General features: G+C 63.8%; 19 protein-coding genes and 1 tRNA gene. 14 read left to right on the forward strand and 6 right to left on the reverse strand.

The features are described 5' to 3' along the window. Window positions 1–134 precede the first annotated feature (134 nt). Window positions 135–953 (reverse strand): alpha/beta fold hydrolase, encoded by an 819-nt coding sequence (locus LB554_RS18485; RefSeq protein ID WP_224586102.1) that lies wholly within the window; start codon window positions 951–953, stop codon window positions 135–137. 190 nt (window positions 954–1,143) lie between these two features. Here LB554_RS18485 and LB554_RS18490 point away from each other — a divergent pair, with 190 nt between their 5' ends. From LB554_RS18490 to LB554_RS18510, 5 genes are read left to right on the forward strand one after another with little or no spacing between them, the layout of a single operon-like run. Next, window positions 1,144–2,397, forward strand: a complete 1,254-nt coding sequence (locus LB554_RS18490; RefSeq protein WP_015316278.1) for an ABC transporter substrate-binding protein — start codon at window positions 1,144–1,146, stop codon at window positions 2,395–2,397. A gap of 3 nt (window positions 2,398–2,400) precedes the next feature. Then, complete coding sequence (locus LB554_RS18495; protein ID WP_224531347.1) at window positions 2,401–3,141, forward strand: ABC transporter ATP-binding protein; 741 nt, start codon at window positions 2,401–2,403, stop codon at window positions 3,139–3,141. Next, window positions 3,138–3,851, forward strand: a complete 714-nt coding sequence (locus tag LB554_RS18500; RefSeq protein ID WP_140660773.1) for an ABC transporter ATP-binding protein — start codon at window positions 3,138–3,140, stop codon at window positions 3,849–3,851. Before LB554_RS18495 ends, LB554_RS18500 begins: the two co-directional genes overlap by 4 nt. Before the next feature lie 9 nt (window positions 3,852–3,860). Beyond that, entirely contained in the window at window positions 3,861–4,736 is an 876-nt protein-coding gene (locus LB554_RS18505; RefSeq protein WP_140660772.1) for a branched-chain amino acid ABC transporter permease, read from the forward strand. After that, on the forward strand, window positions 4,733–5,767 hold the full coding sequence (locus LB554_RS18510; protein ID WP_224586104.1) for a branched-chain amino acid ABC transporter permease: 1,035 nt from the start codon (window positions 4,733–4,735) through the stop codon (window positions 5,765–5,767). Before LB554_RS18505 ends, LB554_RS18510 begins: the two co-directional genes overlap by 4 nt. 20 nt (window positions 5,768–5,787) lie before the next feature. Here the strand turns inward: LB554_RS18510 and LB554_RS18515 are convergent, their stop codons facing one another. The 5 genes from LB554_RS18515 to LB554_RS18535 form a co-directional block, all read right to left on the reverse strand. Next, window positions 5,788–7,104: a M20 family metallopeptidase gene (locus tag LB554_RS18515; RefSeq protein WP_140614679.1), complete on the reverse strand. Its 1,317-nt coding sequence runs from the start codon at window positions 7,102–7,104 to the stop codon at window positions 5,788–5,790. Between the two features lie 41 nt (window positions 7,105–7,145). Further along, entirely contained in the window at window positions 7,146–8,051 is a 906-nt protein-coding gene (locus LB554_RS18520) for a MurR/RpiR family transcriptional regulator (RefSeq protein ID WP_015316272.1), read from the reverse strand. A gap of 94 nt (window positions 8,052–8,145) precedes the next feature. Further along, entirely contained in the window at window positions 8,146–9,813 is a 1,668-nt protein-coding gene (locus LB554_RS18525; RefSeq protein ID WP_411962636.1) for a DUF882 domain-containing protein, read from the reverse strand. A gap of 217 nt (window positions 9,814–10,030) precedes the next feature. Next, a complete protein-coding gene (locus LB554_RS18530) occupies window positions 10,031–10,432 on the reverse strand; it encodes a serine O-acetyltransferase (RefSeq protein ID WP_140660769.1) in 402 nt (133 codons plus the stop codon). Between the two features lie 107 nt (window positions 10,433–10,539). Beyond that, window positions 10,540–10,614, reverse strand: a tRNA-Thr gene (locus LB554_RS18535). A gap of 160 nt (window positions 10,615–10,774) precedes the next feature. On the opposite strand from LB554_RS18535, the gene LB554_RS18540 reads away from it, so the two are divergent. The 9 genes from LB554_RS18540 (at window position 10,775) to yacG (ending at window position 16,369) form a co-directional block, all read left to right on the forward strand. Further along, window positions 10,775–10,951, forward strand: a complete 177-nt coding sequence (locus tag LB554_RS18540; RefSeq protein WP_015316270.1) for a hypothetical protein — start codon at window positions 10,775–10,777, stop codon at window positions 10,949–10,951. A gap of 130 nt (window positions 10,952–11,081) precedes the next feature. Continuing rightward, window positions 11,082–12,374 carry a UDP-N-acetylglucosamine 1-carboxyvinyltransferase gene (gene murA, locus LB554_RS18545; protein WP_140715862.1) on the forward strand — a complete coding sequence of 431 codons (1,293 nt, stop codon included), beginning with the start codon at window positions 11,082–11,084 and terminating at the stop codon, window positions 12,372–12,374. A gap of 168 nt (window positions 12,375–12,542) precedes the next feature. Beyond that, window positions 12,543–12,977, forward strand: coding sequence for a DUF2948 family protein (locus LB554_RS18550; protein ID WP_015316268.1), 435 nt, complete (start codon window positions 12,543–12,545; stop codon window positions 12,975–12,977). A 7-nt stretch (window positions 12,978–12,984) separates the two neighbouring features. Next, window positions 12,985–14,277 carry a histidinol dehydrogenase gene (hisD, locus tag LB554_RS18555; RefSeq protein WP_224586106.1) on the forward strand — a complete coding sequence of 431 codons (1,293 nt, stop codon included), beginning with the start codon at window positions 12,985–12,987 and terminating at the stop codon, window positions 14,275–14,277. Window positions 14,278–14,283: 6 nt separating this feature from the next. Beyond that, window positions 14,284–14,769, forward strand: a complete 486-nt coding sequence (locus LB554_RS18560) for a UPF0262 family protein (protein WP_015316266.1) — start codon at window positions 14,284–14,286, stop codon at window positions 14,767–14,769. Continuing rightward, on the forward strand, window positions 14,757–15,218 hold the full coding sequence (locus tag LB554_RS18565) for a low molecular weight phosphatase family protein (RefSeq protein WP_140614683.1): 462 nt from the start codon (window positions 14,757–14,759) through the stop codon (window positions 15,216–15,218). The genes LB554_RS18560 and LB554_RS18565 overlap by 13 nt, the downstream gene beginning before the upstream one ends. Window positions 15,219–15,305: 87 nt before the next feature. Then, a complete protein-coding gene (gene infA / locus LB554_RS18570) occupies window positions 15,306–15,524 on the forward strand; it encodes a translation initiation factor IF-1 (RefSeq protein ID WP_006329283.1) in 219 nt (72 codons plus the stop codon). A 24-nt stretch (window positions 15,525–15,548) separates the two neighbouring features. After that, window positions 15,549–16,175: a Maf-like protein gene (locus LB554_RS18575; protein WP_015316264.1), complete on the forward strand. Its 627-nt coding sequence runs from the start codon at window positions 15,549–15,551 to the stop codon at window positions 16,173–16,175. After that, the gene (yacG, locus tag LB554_RS18580; RefSeq protein WP_023772777.1) at window positions 16,172–16,369 is read left to right on the forward strand and encodes a DNA gyrase inhibitor YacG; all 198 of its coding nucleotides are present in this window, start codon (window positions 16,172–16,174) and stop codon (window positions 16,367–16,369) included. Before LB554_RS18575 ends, yacG begins: the two co-directional genes overlap by 4 nt. Window positions 16,370–16,376: the final 7 nt, after the last annotated feature.

Here is a 16,376-nt window from a genome sequence, read left to right on the forward strand (position 1 = left end):
TTTGCCGTCATAGCCGGACACGCATGCCTTGCCAACGGCCCGGTCGCGGCCGCTCTCCTCCTGTCAGTGGAATGAGGCCAGCAGAGCTGGACTCATTCCGGTCGATGGCGGCTGGTCGGTGCCTTGCGGCGAGTCTATGCCTGATCCACGCTTTCCAGGAAGCGGGCGAAGATCGGGTTGAAGCGGTCGGGAGAATCCCAGAACGGCGCATGGCCCGATTTGTCGAGCAGATGCGCCTTGCCTTCCCACAGGTTGGAGAACTTGACCGCTGAGACAAAATCGGTGTTCACGAAAGGCTCGTCGATGCCATTGAGAACGGCGATCGGAGGCGTCTTGCCGGCGACGATCTCGCGCTGGTTGCGGCCTGTGCCGGCGGCGAATTTCTCGAACATCAGGCGCCGCGCCCGCCCGTCGGTGCGCGCCACCGTGTCGAGAAGGAACGGTTCGAACGGTTCCCCGCAAGTGCTGCGCGCATAGGCCTCGACATCAGCGGCGGTGAAGGCCTCTTGTCCGGCAAGGTGCATATGCGGACTCGACTTGAAGCCGTTGCCGACCTCCTCGGGCGCTACCGGTGGAGTGCCTGATATCATCAGTCCGAGCAGGCCAGGATAACGGTCGATCATCTCCAGCCCGATATGACCGCCGAGCGACCAGCCGAAGACGATGCCCTTGTCGATACCGAGCAGGCCGAGCACTTCGGTCATCGCATCGGCATAGCCTTCCATACTGTAGGAGCGGTCCGGATCGATCGCATTGCCGGAAGCCCCGTGGCCCGGCAGATCGGGGGCGATCATGTGGTAGCGCTCGCCCAGCGGGCTCTCGAACTGGTTGCGGAAAACGGCACCGGAAGACGAATTGCCGTGGATCAGCAGGACGGCGGTGCCTTTGCCGCCGGTCTCGCGAACGGCGATCCTGCCGTGACTGGTTTCAAGGGTCTTCTGCGCGATCGTCATCTTTGGCTCCGTCTGGAATCGCCCTGTTTCGAAGCAGTTGCACAACAAAGCGCCGCCGCCTCCCCTAGCCCTGCCATAACATTTTCCCGGTCTCGTGCCGTTGAAAAATCCTTTTCAAATAACATCAATTGTGCGTAGATTGTCAATTATCCAACTCCCGATGAACGGGAGGAGAACAGGGAACGGCACGATGAAATCCAAATTCGCAGGCAACAGACTCCGCCATATGCTGATGACCACGGCCCTGATCGCGGCGTTTGCCACGGCAAGCGCCCCCGCTTTCGCCGATGTCGTCAAGATCGGCCTGCTGGCGCCGATCACGGGCCCTGCCGCGGCGGACGGCCAGGAATTCCAGCGCGGCGTGCAGATGGCAATCGATGAGGCGAATGCCGCCGGCGGCGTTGCCGGCAACACATTCGAACTGGTGGTCGGCGACGTCAAGGATCAGTCCGCCGGCAACGTCACCAGCGCGGTCGAGCGCCTGCTTGGCGATCCCGGCGTGCAATTCATGCTCACCGGCTACGCCAGCCTGACGAATTTCGAGATCGACAACATGGCCGAGGCCGAGATGCCCTACATGCTGGCGGCCACCTCGCAGCAGACCAGGGACATCATCGCGCCGAGTCCAGACAAGTACATGTGCTGTTGGTCGCTAACGCCGTCCTTCGACGCCTACAACACCGACGTCACCTTGTTCGTCGAGAAACTCGCGGCCGACGGCAAGATCACATTGCCGACCAAGAAGGTCGCCATCATCTCCTCCGACAACGCCTATTCGAAGACCATCTCGGAGGGCATGAAGAAGACTTTCAAGGAGAAGGGCTGGACTATCAGCGTCGATGAGATCGTGCCCTTCGGCGAAGTCACCGACTGGCGTTCGATCCTGGCCAAGGTGCGCGAGAATGTTCCCGATGTCGTCATCAACACCGATTATCTGCCGGGCAATTCGGCGTCTTTCCTGAACCAGTTCCTCGAACAGCCGACCAAGAGCCTTGTCTTCCTGCAATATGCGCCGAGTGTTCCGGAATTCGTCGAACTCACCGGCAAGAAGTCGAATGGCGTCATCTACAATCTCCTCGGCGGGGCGCTGACGACGCCGAAGAACCCGCGCGCCGATGAGGTGGCGGCCAAGTTCAAGGCCAAATATGGCGTCGAGAGCGGCACCTATGGCGTCGGCCTCTATGAAATGACCAACGTCTATTTCGACGCGGTCAAGAAAGTCGGCGGCGCATCCGACCACGCCGCGATCATGAAGGCGCTGTCGGAGACCGACAAGCAGGTCGCCGAAGGCCGGCTGAAATTCGATCCCGCCACGCATCTCGCCACGCAGGGCGACGACTATATCCCGATCACCTTCTTCCAGATCTGGGATGGCCAGCGCACGCTGATCTCGCCGGAAAAATACGCCACCGGTGCCTTCAAGCCGCAGCCCTGGATGCAGTGAGGCATGGCCCTGCTTGAACTGGACGACGTATCGAAGGCCTTCGGTTCGCTGAAGGCCGTCGATGGCGTGTCGTTCAAGGTCGAGGCCGGCGAGATCTTTGGCATCGCCGGCCCGAACGGCAGCGGCAAGAGCACGCTGTTCAACATCATCACCGGCATCCCGTTCGGGCCGGACAGAGGCCACATCCGCTTTGACGGGACCGCGATCAACGGCAAGTCTGGACATGCCATCGCGCGCCTCGGCCTTGCCCGCACCTTTCAGCGCGAAACCAGCTTCGACGGGCTGACCGTATTCGAGAACGCGCTGATCGGCGCCACCTACGGCAGAAAGGAGAAAGGTGCAGCGGCAGCCGCCCGCGAGGCGGCCGCAGAGGCACTGGAGTTTGTCGGCTTGGGTTCAGTGTCCTTCGGGCGGCTGGCCGGCGAGCTTTCCGTCTTCGAGCGCAAATGCCTGATGCTTGCCACCGCGATCGCCATGCAGCCACGTATGCTGTTGCTCGACGAACCGGCATCGAGCTTGACCAAGCCCGAGATCGAGACGTCGATCGGTTTGATCCGCCGCACCGCCGAACGCGGCATCACCATCCTCCTGATCGAGCATGTGCTGACCTTCCTGATGAGCCTGTCGCAGCATCTGCTGGTGCTTAACAATGGCCGCGTGCTCGCCGCTGGCGAGCCGGCAAGCGTGATCGCCGACCAGCGCGTCATCGAGGCCTATCTCGGAACCCGGAGGGCGGTGGCGTGACTCCCATCCTCACCGTCGAAAGCGTCACCGCCGGCTATGGCCGCGTCACCGTGCTGCACGACATTTCGCTGGAAGCTGGCCGCTTCGGCAATGTCGGCCTGTTCGGACCCAACGGCCATGGCAAGACGACCCTGTTGCGCACCGTCTCCGGCCTGCTGCGGCCGAAGAACGGCCGCATCCAGTTCGACGGGCAAGACATAGCAGGCCTCAGCGCCCGCGCCATCGTCAGCGCCGGCCTGATCCACGTGCCGCAAGGCAACCGGCTGTTTCCCGACCTCTCCATCGCCGACTGCATGGCGCTCGGCGCCTATTCGCCGCGCGCCCGTCCGCATGAGGCGGAGAACCGCGAGAAGGTGATCAAACTGTTCCCGAAACTGGCGGAACGCTGGCGCCAGCGCGTGCGCACGCTGTCGGGCGGCGAGCGCCAGATGGTGTCGATCGGCACGGCGCTAATGAGCCATCCGCGCCTCCTGATCCTCGACGAGCCGACGCTTGGGCTGGCGCCCAAGATCAAGGACGAACTCTGCGCCTCCGTCCTGGACATTTCGCGCGGCGGGGTGCCGCTGATCGTCGTCGAGCAGGATATCGAGTTCCTGCTGGAACTGACGCAGCAACTCTACCTCGTCAACCACGGCGCGGTGGCGACCGAGATCAAGCCGGGCGAGAGCCTCGACCACGGCGAGATCATGTCGATGTATTTTGGCCACTAGGAACTTGGTATGAGCGCATTGGCGGAAATCCTGTTCGGCGGCCTGTTCCAAGGTTCGCTCTACGCCATGATGGCGGTCGGGCTCGCTTTGGTCTGGACGACGATCGGCGTGTTCAACTTCAGCCATGGCGTGTTCATGATGCTGGGCGCCTATGTCGCCTGGCAATTGGTGGAACTCGGCCTGCCGGCGGCGGTAGCTTTTCCCGTCGCCGTGGTCGTCATGGCCGGCGCCGGCTGGATCCTGCAGGCAAGCGTCGTCCGGCCGCTGATCGGCCGGCCCAACATCGTGCTGGTCGTCGTCATCACCACGCTTGCCGCCGGATCGCTGATCGAGAACGGAGCGCTCACCATCTGGGGGCCGCGCTCCAAGCAGATCCCGGCGCTGGTGGACGGCAACGCCACCATCGGCGGCGTCGGCGTTTCGCTGCACCAGATCGCCATCATCGTCATCACGCCGCTGATCCTGGCGGCGTTGTGGATGTTCCTCAACCGTTCGCGCCTCGGGCTGGCATTGCGTGCGGTCGCGCAGAACGAGGACGCCAGCCATCTGGTCGGCCTGAATGTCACCGCGCTCTACGGGCTGGCCTTCGCCATCGCCGCTTCGCTGGCGGGGCTCGCCGGCATCTTCATGGGCGGCTATCGCTTCATGTCGCCCGTGATGGGCTCAGACCCGCTGCTCAAGGCGCTGATCGTCGTCGTATTCGGCGGCATATCGAGCATATCGGGGCCGATCTTCGCCGCCTATCTGATCGGCTTTTTCGAGGCCGCCTGCAGCTATTATTTCGGCCTCTACTGGACGCCGGCATTGCTGTTCGGCGTGCTGATCCTGACCCTGATGGTACGTCCCGAGGGCATTTTCGCCAGCCGCTCGCGAGGCCTCGCATGACCGACACGACCTCGCCGATCACCCAGATCCGCACAGCGGCGGCAACCCCGATCGCACCTGGCCGCACGCCGTGGAAGCACGAAGCCATCGGATTCGTGCTCGGCTTGGCCGTGCTGGCGCTGCTGCCGCTCGTCTTCGGCGACACCTATGCCCGCCACATCCTGATCATGGCCTTTATCTACGCCATCGTGGCGTCGAATTGGGACCTCAGCCTCGGCTATGGCGGCGTCTTCAATTTCGGTCATCTGGCGCTCTTCGGCATCGGCGTCTACGCCTACAGCCTGCTGACCAAGCTGGCCGGGCTCGATCCGTGGATCGCGCTGTTTGCCAGCGGCATCATCGCCACGCTTGCCGCGATCGTGGTGACCATCCCGATCCTGCGCCTGAAGGGCATCTATATCATCCTGGTCACCTTCGGCTTCGCGCAATTGGTCATGCAAGTGATCCTCAGCCAGTCCGACATCACCGGCGGCACGCAAGGGATCGTGCGCATCCCCGGCCTCTACTGGTTCGACCACAATATGGTCCGCGACGCCAAATTCGCCTATTTCTATATCGCGCTGGCGCTGCTGGTGGCGAGCACGCTGTTCCTGCGTGTGTTCGTGCGCTCGCGCGCCGGCGCCAGCATCGTGGCGCTGCGCGACAATGAGGAATACGCCGTCAGCCGCGGTGTCTCGATCGTGCGCCAACGCATGCTGACGCTTGCGGCAAGCGCCTTCTTCACCGGCATTGCCGGGGCCTTCTATGCCGCCTACCAGCGCAACGCCTCGATTGACGTGTTCGGCATGAGCCTGGCGACCATCATCCTGTCGATGGTGCTGCTGGGCGGCACCAGCACCATCTACGGCGCCATCGTCGCCTCTTTCGTGCTGACGGTCTTCGCCGAGTGGATGGCTGATTTCGGCGCATGGCGCCCGATGATCACGGCGGTTCTGATCATCGGCGTGATGCTGGCCTATCCCAGCGGACTGGCCGGCATGATCAAAGCGGCTTGGGGTGCCGTGGCCGGGCGGATCAACCGCCGGGCGTGACCGCCTGAAAAGCAAGCCTCTCAGCGCACGCCGCACCAGTCGATGACGGATGCCGCGATCACCTTGGCGGTCTCGACCACCGATTCCACTTCGACATATTCGTTGGCGCCATGGAAGCCGTCGCCCGACGGACCGAAAATGACACCGTCGACACCGGCGCCGGCATAGTGCGCAGCATCGCACACGGCGACGAAGCCGCTTGTCTGAGGCGCCTTGCCGATCGCCGCCTTGCGTTTCATCAGCGACGTCACCAACGGATGGTCGACCGGCGTGTTCATCGGCGGGAAATGCAGCCCGCCGAGCTCCCACTGGATGGCAGGCGGGTTGTCGCGCAACCAGGCGTCGGTTTGCGCGAAATGATGGACGAAATTCTCGAAATCGCGGCGATAGTCGGCTGAATTCTCATCCGGCAGAAACTTCATGTCGAGATCGAGCACGGCAACATCGGGGATGATGGCCGGGTTGGTCATCACCGTCGGCAGGCCGTGTTCGCCAAGGCCCGTTCCGCCATGCATGACACCGATGTTGATCGTGTTCATGCCGACCGGCAGCAGCGGATGGGACTTTGCCCGTGTCCGGTCGAGCTCGTATTGGCGGACGGCGGCAATGAACCGCGCCGCGATCTCGATGGCGTTGACACCCGGCTTCAGCCGGTCCTTGTCGTGCCGTTGCGGGTAGATTTCGTTGTAACGCAGCGCCGAATGCGCGTTGCGGCCACGGATCGTCACCCGCGCCCATTCGAGCCCGCCCTCGACCGGGAGGACATCGCCCCAGGTCGGCTCGGCGACAAGCACCGCTTTGGCGAGTTTGCCGTTCTTGACCGCGTCCATGGCGCCGAAGCCACCAGCCTCCTCGTCGACGACGGAGTGGACGGCCAACCGGCCTTGCAGTGTGATGCCCGCCTTGCGGATCGCGTGCGCGGCGGCGACGCAAGCCGCGACGCCGCCCTTCATGTCGACCGCGCCCCGGCCATAGAGCCGGCCATTCGTGATCTCACCGCCGAACGGATCGACCGACCAGTCCTTCATCTCGCCGACCGGCACGACATCGATATGCCCACACAGGATCAGGCTGCGCTCCTCGTTTCCAGCCCATTCGCCGACCAGATTGGGCCGGCCGGGCAAGGCGTCCCACTGTTCGGTCTTGAAGCCATCGTGCTTGAGGATCGGCTCCAGCAGAGCCTGGACATCCGCCTCGCGGTTGATCGCCGGATTGGCCTCGAATTTGGGATTGACCGAAGGGATGCGGACCATGTCGCGGACAAGCCCGATCAGCCAGTCGCGGTCTCTCTCGATTTCAGCCTGCACGGCATCGATGATCGTCTGGGCGTCAGCCATGATTATTCCTTCCTCGCACCGCCGCGCCGGGCGCATCGGTGCTATTTCCTGGTGGTTCTTGGTTTGGCGGTTTCGTTGTCGGACGGCGACAAGGCGGCATCGAGGGTGACGGCATTGGCGCTGCGGATCTTCTCGATGTCCTCGATGCGCTTGCGCACCCCGGCGCCATGGCCTTCCAGCGCGTGGGCGAAAACGGTCTCCATCTGAGCCACGGCGGTCGCCAGCGTGTCGAAGGGCGAGTTGGCGTCGATCGCCGCGACCATCGTCAGGTCGGCGACGTCAGCGATCGGCGACAGCCACACATCGGTGAACAGCAGGAGGGAGACGCCGCGTTCCTTCGCCTGCCGCGCAAAGCTAACCACGTCCGACTGGTAGCGCCGATAGTCGAACACGACGAGAAGGTCGCGCTTGCCGAGGTCGATCAGCAAGTCGAAATCCGCCGGGCTCAACGAGCCGATGTCGCGCACGCCGGAGCGGAATTGCAGGAGATAGCCGGCGAGCATGGAGGCGATGTGGCGGCTGAAGCGGCCGCCCAGCAGGACGACCTGGCCCTTGGTCTCGAGCAGCAAATTGACAGCGCGTGTATAGGCCTGCAGGGGGACCGCCGTGCGCGTGCGCTCCAGACTGTCGGAAACCGAATGGAAGTAGGCCAGTGCCGTGCCCTCGCTGGAGCCGCCCGGGCGCTTGGCCTCCATCATCAGCAACGGCGAATGCAGTCTGGATTCGACTTCCGTCAGCAGCCGCGCTTGGAAATCGGCAAAGCCGACATATCCGAGCTTGCTCATCAGGCGGGTCACGCTCGGGTCGCTGACGCCGGCGCGTCGCGCCAGCCGGGTCGCCGTTCCCAGCCCCGACATCGGATAATCGGCGAGCAGGACCTGAACGATCTTTTCTTCCGCCGACGTGAAAGCCAAGGTGGTGTTGGCCAACTCTTCGCGGATCGACATGGTCATCGCCTCTCGCCAACGGAAAGACGATTATCTTACAATTTCATACAAGATTGTCAAATTTGGAAAATATCTTACAGACTTGCGCGTCGACCTATCTGAATCTGGCGATGGGCAGGAATTTCACAGCGGAGCCGGTGAAGCGGCGGTGATCGGACGTCTGTCCTCGTGGCTGGAAGCCATCGAGATAGACCTGCTCCGGCGCCGTGCGGATGAAATTGGCGGCAATGACGGTCGCCGCTGTCGAGCCGGTTCCGGTGATGCGGCGCCCGGTCTTAAGCGATTGGGCGGTCGGCGCCGCTGGCAGAACGACGGCGGTGGCTTCGGGATCGAGACGTGGCTGGACACGGTCGGCCTTGGGGCTGGTCCTGACACGGTCTTCAGGTTTCGATGCAGGGACTGCAATCCGCTGTCCAGCCAGCGAATCGAGGCTGTCATCGACGTGATGCGTGGCCAGCAAGGCACCGATTGCATCGGCAGATTTAGCCGCCTCCGGTTGACGCGCGGGGCCCGTCTGGTCTTGCGGTCGCCATGTCGGGACAGGGATGTTGAGCGCCAGCATGTCCGGACCGGCAATCGCGGGGGCGGCATTCATCCTGGCCACGGGATTTTCGGCACCGGTCGCCGCCGGTTCAACCCGCGCGGTGGATGCGCTGCTGGCTACGCCGAACGGCACGGCTTGCGGGATTGGAATGGTGGCGGCGAACCCGGTGCGCGGTGCGAAAGCGGGTATCGGCACCGTGCCGGGCGGCATCGCCATGACGATCGCTTCAGGCGACTTTGCAGACGTTTCTTCGGCCGGATCGGCGGAGGGGGTCTGGACGTCCGCCCGCTGGGCTGCCTCCGGCGCCACGATAGCAATGCCCTGGCCAGCCGTCTTGGAGTCGCCAGGCATCTTGGGATCACCGGCCGTTTTAGGTTCAACTGACTTGGTCGGCTTGCGTGGCGCAGGCGCCGCTTCCGCGGCATCGTCCGCTTCATCCGCGCCGCGCCCGCCCAAAAGCGTCGCCAGCAGGCCGCGCGCTGGCCTGCGTTGGCCGCGATCGGCGCTGGCCAGTTCGATGTTGGGCGTGCCGGCGGCCTTGCGTGACTCGTAGGCGGCAAACGCCTGCTCGTAGCCAGGCAACGGTTTGCCGTCGCTCGGCACATGCAGCGTGTTGCCGTTCGGGAAGACCCTGGCGAGCTCCAGGCGGCTGATGCCAGGCCAATGCCGCACATTGCCGACATCCATATGAATGAACGGCGAACCGGAGGTCGGATAATAGCCGACGCCGCCGCCCTGCATCTTCAGGCCGATGTCGCGCAACTTCTTCAGCGGCACGTCAGGCAGGAAGAAGTCCATGGCGCGGCCAACCATGTGCTGGCTTTCGCGGGCCACGCCCTTCGAACGACCGCGCAGCATGGCGTTGGTGGCCGGCGAGCGATAGGCGCTGACCACATGGATATAGGCCGTCGAGCCGCTGGCGCGGTAAGCCTGCCAGACCAGGTCGAGCAGGCGCGGGTCCATCCTGGTCGGCTCGTTGCGGCGCCAGTCGCGCAGCATGAAGTTGATCTTCTTCAGGCCCGCCTGATCGTAGCGCCCATCGCGCTTGAAGACGATCTCGGCCTTCTCGCCCGTATGAAGATGCTGAATCCGCAAGGCGCGCGTCTCGGCGAACGCATCGGTGACACACATGCAAAGCAACGCCATCGCAATGGCCGGCAACCATGTCCAACGACGGGAAGCGCCGAGCGGGTTTTGTTCGCTTTCAATCCCATTCATGCCTTGCACATCGTTCCTGTTTCAGGCGATTTGACGTCTTCGCTCAGATGAGGAGCTTTCGTTCGGCACTCTCCCCGGCAATGACTTAACCAGCCGGACAGGCAGCCGTCCGACAACCCGACATGTCGAAGAACAGCATCTTGGTTAACGAATCGTGTCATGCCGAGCATGCGTTCGACCGATGAGGGCGCGCCACCGGCAAGCACCATAGGCCTGTTCACATTGCCGGCGGCCATCGATTGGTGATGAAATTGTGCTGCCGCGCCTTGTCGATCGGCCTCGCGGGGACGCCGACCGCGGTGCTCCCCGCCGGAATATTCCTGGTGACAACGGCACCCGCGCCGATAAGCGAGCGGCTGCCGATCGTGACCTCCTCTACGATGCACACGTTTGGGCCGATATAGACCTCGTCCCCTATCGACGCGGATTTGCCAAGCGTCGCCCCGATCGTCACATACTGGGATATGTTGCAGTTGTTGCCGATCGTTGCCGTATGATGGACCACGCACGGGCCGCCATGGCCTATGTAGAAGCCATGGCCGATGCTGGTCTCCACGGGGATTTGTATGCCGAATTTCCTCATCTTCAGCGAGAGGAAGAGACGGGCTATCCGGCACACGACGGAATTGTCCGACTGCGCGATCCGGTGCCCGGCGCATGCCGTGAGTTCATCGCCTGTCCGTGCCGGAAAGACGGTGTCACAGGCCGCGTTGTTTGCAGGGTGTCTGGTGCTGCGAGAGAGGATTGAACTCTCGACCTCTCCCTTACCAAGGGAGTGCTCTACCACTGAGCTACCGCAGCCGCTGATGGCGGGGCTTCTGCCATATCGAACCGGCAAGCGCAAGGCCAAGAACAACGCTTCTGTGAATGGTTTTGCCGGATAGCTTTTATTGACATGGCGGCGCCACAATGTTGGCTATCCCTGAAAGCGGGCTGGCTGGTCGCCAGCCGTGGCGGGACAATGAACGACAAGACAAATCCACCGAAGAACAGCGGAACAACCCGCAAGAACCGGCTCGCCGAGCAGTTGCGGGCCAACCTGCAGAAGCGCAAGGCGCAGTCGCGCTCGCGCCGGACAGGCGAGGCCGACCAGCGGCCCGACGGGCTCGGCGCGGCCAAGGAAATGAAGAAAGATTAACTCAAATCGGCCACTCTCAGGCCGGGGTGGGCGAAATCCTATTTCTTGAACCAAATTGGTCAATGGTCTAGACGGGCCGATACTCAAACGATTGAACCGGCCCTTTTCTGGCCGAGAGGGACAGTCTCCAATGGATCGCATCAGAATTGTCGGCGGCAACAAGCTTGCCGGAAGCATTCCGATCTCGGGCGCGAAAAACGCCGCCCTGCCGCTGATGATCGCCTCGCTTCTGACCGACGACACGCTGACGCTGGAAAACGTGCCGCATCTGGCCGATGTCGAGCAGTTGATCCGCATCCTCGGCAATCATGGCGTCGACTATTCGGTCAATGGCCGCCGCGAGAAGCAGAATGAGGGCTATTCGCGCACCATCAACTTCTCCGCCCGCAATATCGTCGATACCACGGCGCCTTACGAACTGGTGTCGAAAATGCGCGCCTCGTTCTGGGTGATCGGCCCGCTGCTGGCCCGCATGGGCGAGGCCAAGGTGTCGCTGCCCGGCGGCTGCGCCATCGGCACGCGCCCGGTCGATCTGTTCCTCGAAGGCCTGCAGGCACTGGGCGCCGACATCGATGTCGATACCGGCTACGTCATCGCCAAGACCCGGAACGGCCGCCTCGTCGGCAACCGCTATGTCTTCCCGAAAGTCTCGGTCGGCGCCACCCATGTGCTGATGATGGCGGCGTCGCTGGCCAAGGGCGAGACGGTGCTCGATAACGCGGCCTGCGAGCCCGAGATCGTCAATCTCGCCGAATGCCTGAACGCCATGGGCGCCAGAATTTCCGGCGCCGGCACGCCGACCATCACCATCGACGGCGTCGAAGCGCTGTCGGGCGCGCGCGTGCGTGTCATCCCCGACCGCATCGAGACCGGCACCTATGCCATGGCGGTGGCGATGACCGGCGGCGACGTCGTGCTGGAAGGCGCACGGCCGGAGCTGCTGCAGACGGCGCTCGACGTGATTTCCCAGACGGGTGCGGAGATCACCCAGACCAATTCCGGCATCCGCGTGAAGCGCAATGGCGCCGGCATTTCACCCGTCGACGTGACGACGGCCCCCTTCCCGGCCTTCCCGACCGATCTGCAGGCGCAGTTCATGGGCCTGATGACCATGGCCAAGGGCAAATCGCGCATCACCGAGACGATCTTCGAAAACCGCTTCATGCACGTCCAGGAACTGGCTCGGCTCGGCGCCCACATCACGCTCTCGGGGCAGACGGCGATCGTCGACGGCGTGGCGAAGCTGAAGGGCGCGCCAGTCATGGCGACCGACCTTCGCGCTTCCGTCTCGCTGGTCATCGCCGGGCTGGCGGCCGAAGGCGAAACCACGGTCAACCGTGTCTATCATCTCGACCGCGGTTTCGAGCGGCTGGAGGAAAAGCTGTCCAACTGCGGCGCGGTGATCGAACGTATTTCCGCCTGACGGTCGGACAGCAGCAGCTTCTGGCAAAGGGCGGCTCATAGCGCTGCCGCCCGTCTGCCCGCAGCGCAAACCCGAGGCAATGCCTCGGGCGGACGTCGTGGGGTGGTTGCACCGACCGGAAAGACCGCCTAACAGAGGCTGAAACCAACCTGTAGGTCGAAAATCCGGATGACCGCCCTCAAGCTTATCGCGCTCGACGACCAGGATCTGAGCATCGTCTCGGCCCATCTCCAGGACGCCGTGATGAAGGTCTCGGACCTCGAATTCCTGCCCAAGGCCAAACGCTTCGTCCTGACCATGAACCGTTTCGTGTGGGAGGCCAAATCCGGGCTGTTTCGCCAGCACAACGAACGACGGCAGGCCGTGCTGCATTTCGACCGGGTGCTGGGCGCCAAGACCAACGGCATCGCCCGCGACAAGCCCGCCGAAATTCTTTCCTTGCTGGCGATCAGCTTTATCGAGATCAGCAAGCCCGCGGGCATCGTCGAACTGATCTTTTCGGGCGGCGGCACGATCATGCTCGATGTCGAATGCATCGAGGCCCGCCTTGCCGATATTGGCGGTGCGTGGGAAGCCACCTCGCGCCCCATCCACAGGGCTTGAGCATACGATGGCCATCACGCTTGCCCAGTCCGACGCCGATTTCGAGCAGCGTTTCGCCGCGTTTCTCACGACCAAGCGCGAGGTGTCGGCCGACGTCGACGCCGTGGTGCGAGACATCATCGCGCGCGTGCGTGCCGAGGGCGATGCGGCACTGATCGACTACACGCGGAAATTCGGCGGAGGCGACCTCGCCAAGCTCGGCATTGCCGTCTCGGCGGAAGACATCGCCGGCGCCTATGCCGAGGCCGATCCGGCCACGGTCGAGGCGCTGAAATTCGCACGCGACCGCATCCGGTCCCATCACCAGCGGCAAAAGCCCCAGGACGAACGCTACACGGATGCCGTCGGCGTCGAGCTCGGCTCGCGTTGGACGGCGGTCGAAGCGGTCGGACTCTATGTGCCGGGCGGCACGGCAAGCTATCCGAGCTCGGTGCTGATGAACGCCGTGCCGGCCAAGGTAGCCGGCGTCGAGCGCATCGTCATGGTCGTGCCGGCACCGCACGGCGTCGTCAACCCGCTGGTGCTGGTGGCGGCGGATATATCGGGCGTCTCCGAAATCTACCGCGTCGGCGGCGCGCAAGCGATCGCGGCACTCGCCTATGGTACGCAGACGATAAAGCCCGTCGCCAAGATCGTCGGTCCAGGCAATGCCTATGTCGCCGCAGCCAAGCGGCAGGTGTTCGGCACGGTCGGCATCGACATGATCGCCGGCCCTTCCGAAGTGCTCGTCGTGGCGGACAGCGACAACGATCCGGACTGGATCGCCGCCGATCTGCTCGCCCAGGCCGAACATGACGTGTCGGCGCAGTCGATCCTGATCACCGACGACCCAGCATTCGGCAAGGCGGTCGAACGGGCGGTCGAACGCCAGCTGCGGAGCCTGCCGCGCGCGGAAACGGCGGCCCAGAGCTGGCGCGATTTCGGCGCCGTCATCGTGGTTCCGACCGTCGAGGCCGCGCTGCCGCTGGTCGACCGCATCGCCGCCGAACATGTCGAGCTGGCCATCGAGGATGCCGAAGGCTTCCTGGCGAAGATGCGCAACGCGGGCGCGGTTTTTCTCGGCCGCCACACGCCCGAGGTCATCGGCGACTATGTCGGCGGCTCCAACCACGTGCTGCCGACGGCGCGCTCGGCACGCTTCTCGTCGGGCCTGTCCGTGCTCGACTTCGTCAAGCGCACCTCGGTCCTCAAACTCGGACCGGAGCAGTTGCGCGTGCTGGCACCGGCGGCGATCGCACTCGCGCAGGCGGAAGGGCTTGACGCGCATGGCCGCTCTGTCGCCATACGGCTGAACATGTAGGCCAGTATGACGGGCTCCGGTCAAACCCGCGCAAAACTGATCGATGTCGAACTCGATGAGTCGATCGGCCGTTCGACGCCCGATGTCGAGCATGAGCGGGCGGTGGCGATCTTCGACCTGATCGAGGAGAATAGTTTTCAGCCTGTCAACGACAGCGGTGCGGGTCCCTACCGGCTGAAGCTGTCGCTGGCCGAGTCCCGCCTGGTCTTTGCCGTGGCACGCGAGGACGGCACCGCCGTCGTCACCCACATCCTGTCGCTGACGCCGCTCAGGCGCATCGTCAAGGATTACTACATGATCTGCGAGAGCTATTACGACGCCATCCGCTCCTCGACGCCAAGCCATATCGAGGCGATCGACATGGGCCGCCGTGGCCTGCACAATGAGGGCTCGCAGACGCTGATGGATCGGCTCTCCGGCAAGATCGACATCGACTTCGACACGGCGCGACGGCTGTTCACGCTGGTCTGCGTGCTGCACTGGCGGGGCTGATCCTGGCCCCCGGCGCCCTGCCCCGCTCGGTTCTGTTCCTGTGCGGCATGAATGCCGTGCGCTCGCCGATGGCCGAGCAGCTGGCGCGCCGGATGCTGCCCGCCACCGTCTTCGTCGCCTCGGCCGGCGTGCGCGCCGGCGAGCGCGACCCGTTCGTCGATGCCGTGCTTGCCGAGGACGGGCTGTCGCTGGGTGAGCGTCATCCAAGGACGCTGAACGATCTCGAGGACGACTATTTCGACCTGATCGTGACACTGGCGCCGGAGGCCCACCATGCCGCGCTCGAACTCACGCGCTCGCTTGCCGTCGAGGTGGAATACTGGCCGACGCCGGATCCGACCGATGCCGGCGGCACGCGCGAACACATCATGGCCAGCTATCGCGACGTGCGCGAGCGGCTGAAAGCCCGGATCTACAGCCGGTTCACCGTTCCGAGGCCTGGCGATTAAGCGTGTTCACAAGCGACAGATTATCATATAGGTTCCGCCGAAATTCCAGCCGGGGCGCTGGAACTGCCATCCAAGCAAAGGTATCGAATGCCGAAGGAAGAAGTCCTCGAGTTTCCGGGTATCGTCACGGAATTGTTGCCCAACGCGATGTTCAGGGTGAAGCTCGAAAACGAACACGAGATCATCGCCCATACCGCCGGCCGCATGCGCAAGAACCGCATCCGCGTGCTGACCGGCGACAAGGTTCTGGTCGAGATGACGCCATACGACCTGACCAAGGGCCGCATCACCTACCGCTTCAAGTAAGATCAAGACCCGGCCGGTAAAGCGATGAGCATTTTGCAAAAGCTGGTGCTTGCCTCGGGTTCGCCGCGCCGCATCGAACTCCTGCAGCAGGCCGGCATCGAGCCGGACCGCATCCTGCCAGCCGATATCGACGAAACGCCGCTGCGTGCCGAGCATCCGCGCTCGCTGGCCAAACGGCTGTCGAAGGAAAAGGCCGAGAAGGCGTTCGCGTCGCTGAAGTCCGAGACGGACCATGCGCCGAGCTTCGTGCTGGCGGCCGACACGGTGGTCGCCGTCGGGCGGCGCATCCTGCCCAAGGCCGAGACGCTGGATGACGCCGCCAACTGCCTCGGGCTGTTGTCCGGACGTTCGCACCGGGTCTATTCCGGCATCTGCCTGATCACGCCGGGCGGCAAACTGCGCCAGCGACTGGTCGAGACGCGGGTGCGTTTCAAGCGGCTGCCGCGCGAGGAGATCGACGCCTATGTCGCGTCCGGCGAATGGCGCGGAAAGGCCGGCGGCTATGCCGTGCAAGGATTGGCCGGCGCCTTCGTCGTCAAGCTCGTCGGCTCCTACACCAACATTGTCGGCCTGCCGCTCTACGAGACGGTGGCGCTGCTGTCGGGCGAAGGTTTCAAGACGCATCAAAACTGGTTGTCCGCGCGACCATGAGCCTCGACGACAAGGTCACGCCCCTGCGGCCCAAGCGCCCGTGCCCGGAATGCGGCAAACCGTCGGCGCGCGAAACCTATCCATTCTGCTCGACGCGCTGCAAGGACATCGACCTCAACCGCTGGCTGAAGGGTGCCTATGTCATCTCGGCCCGCGACGACGAGGAAGAACCGGACGCCGACGAGCCGAAGTAGACGAGCG

Source organism: Mesorhizobium sp. CO1-1-11, assembly GCF_020164995.1.
Classification (GTDB): domain Bacteria; phylum Pseudomonadota; class Alphaproteobacteria; order Rhizobiales; family Rhizobiaceae; genus Mesorhizobium; species Mesorhizobium australicum.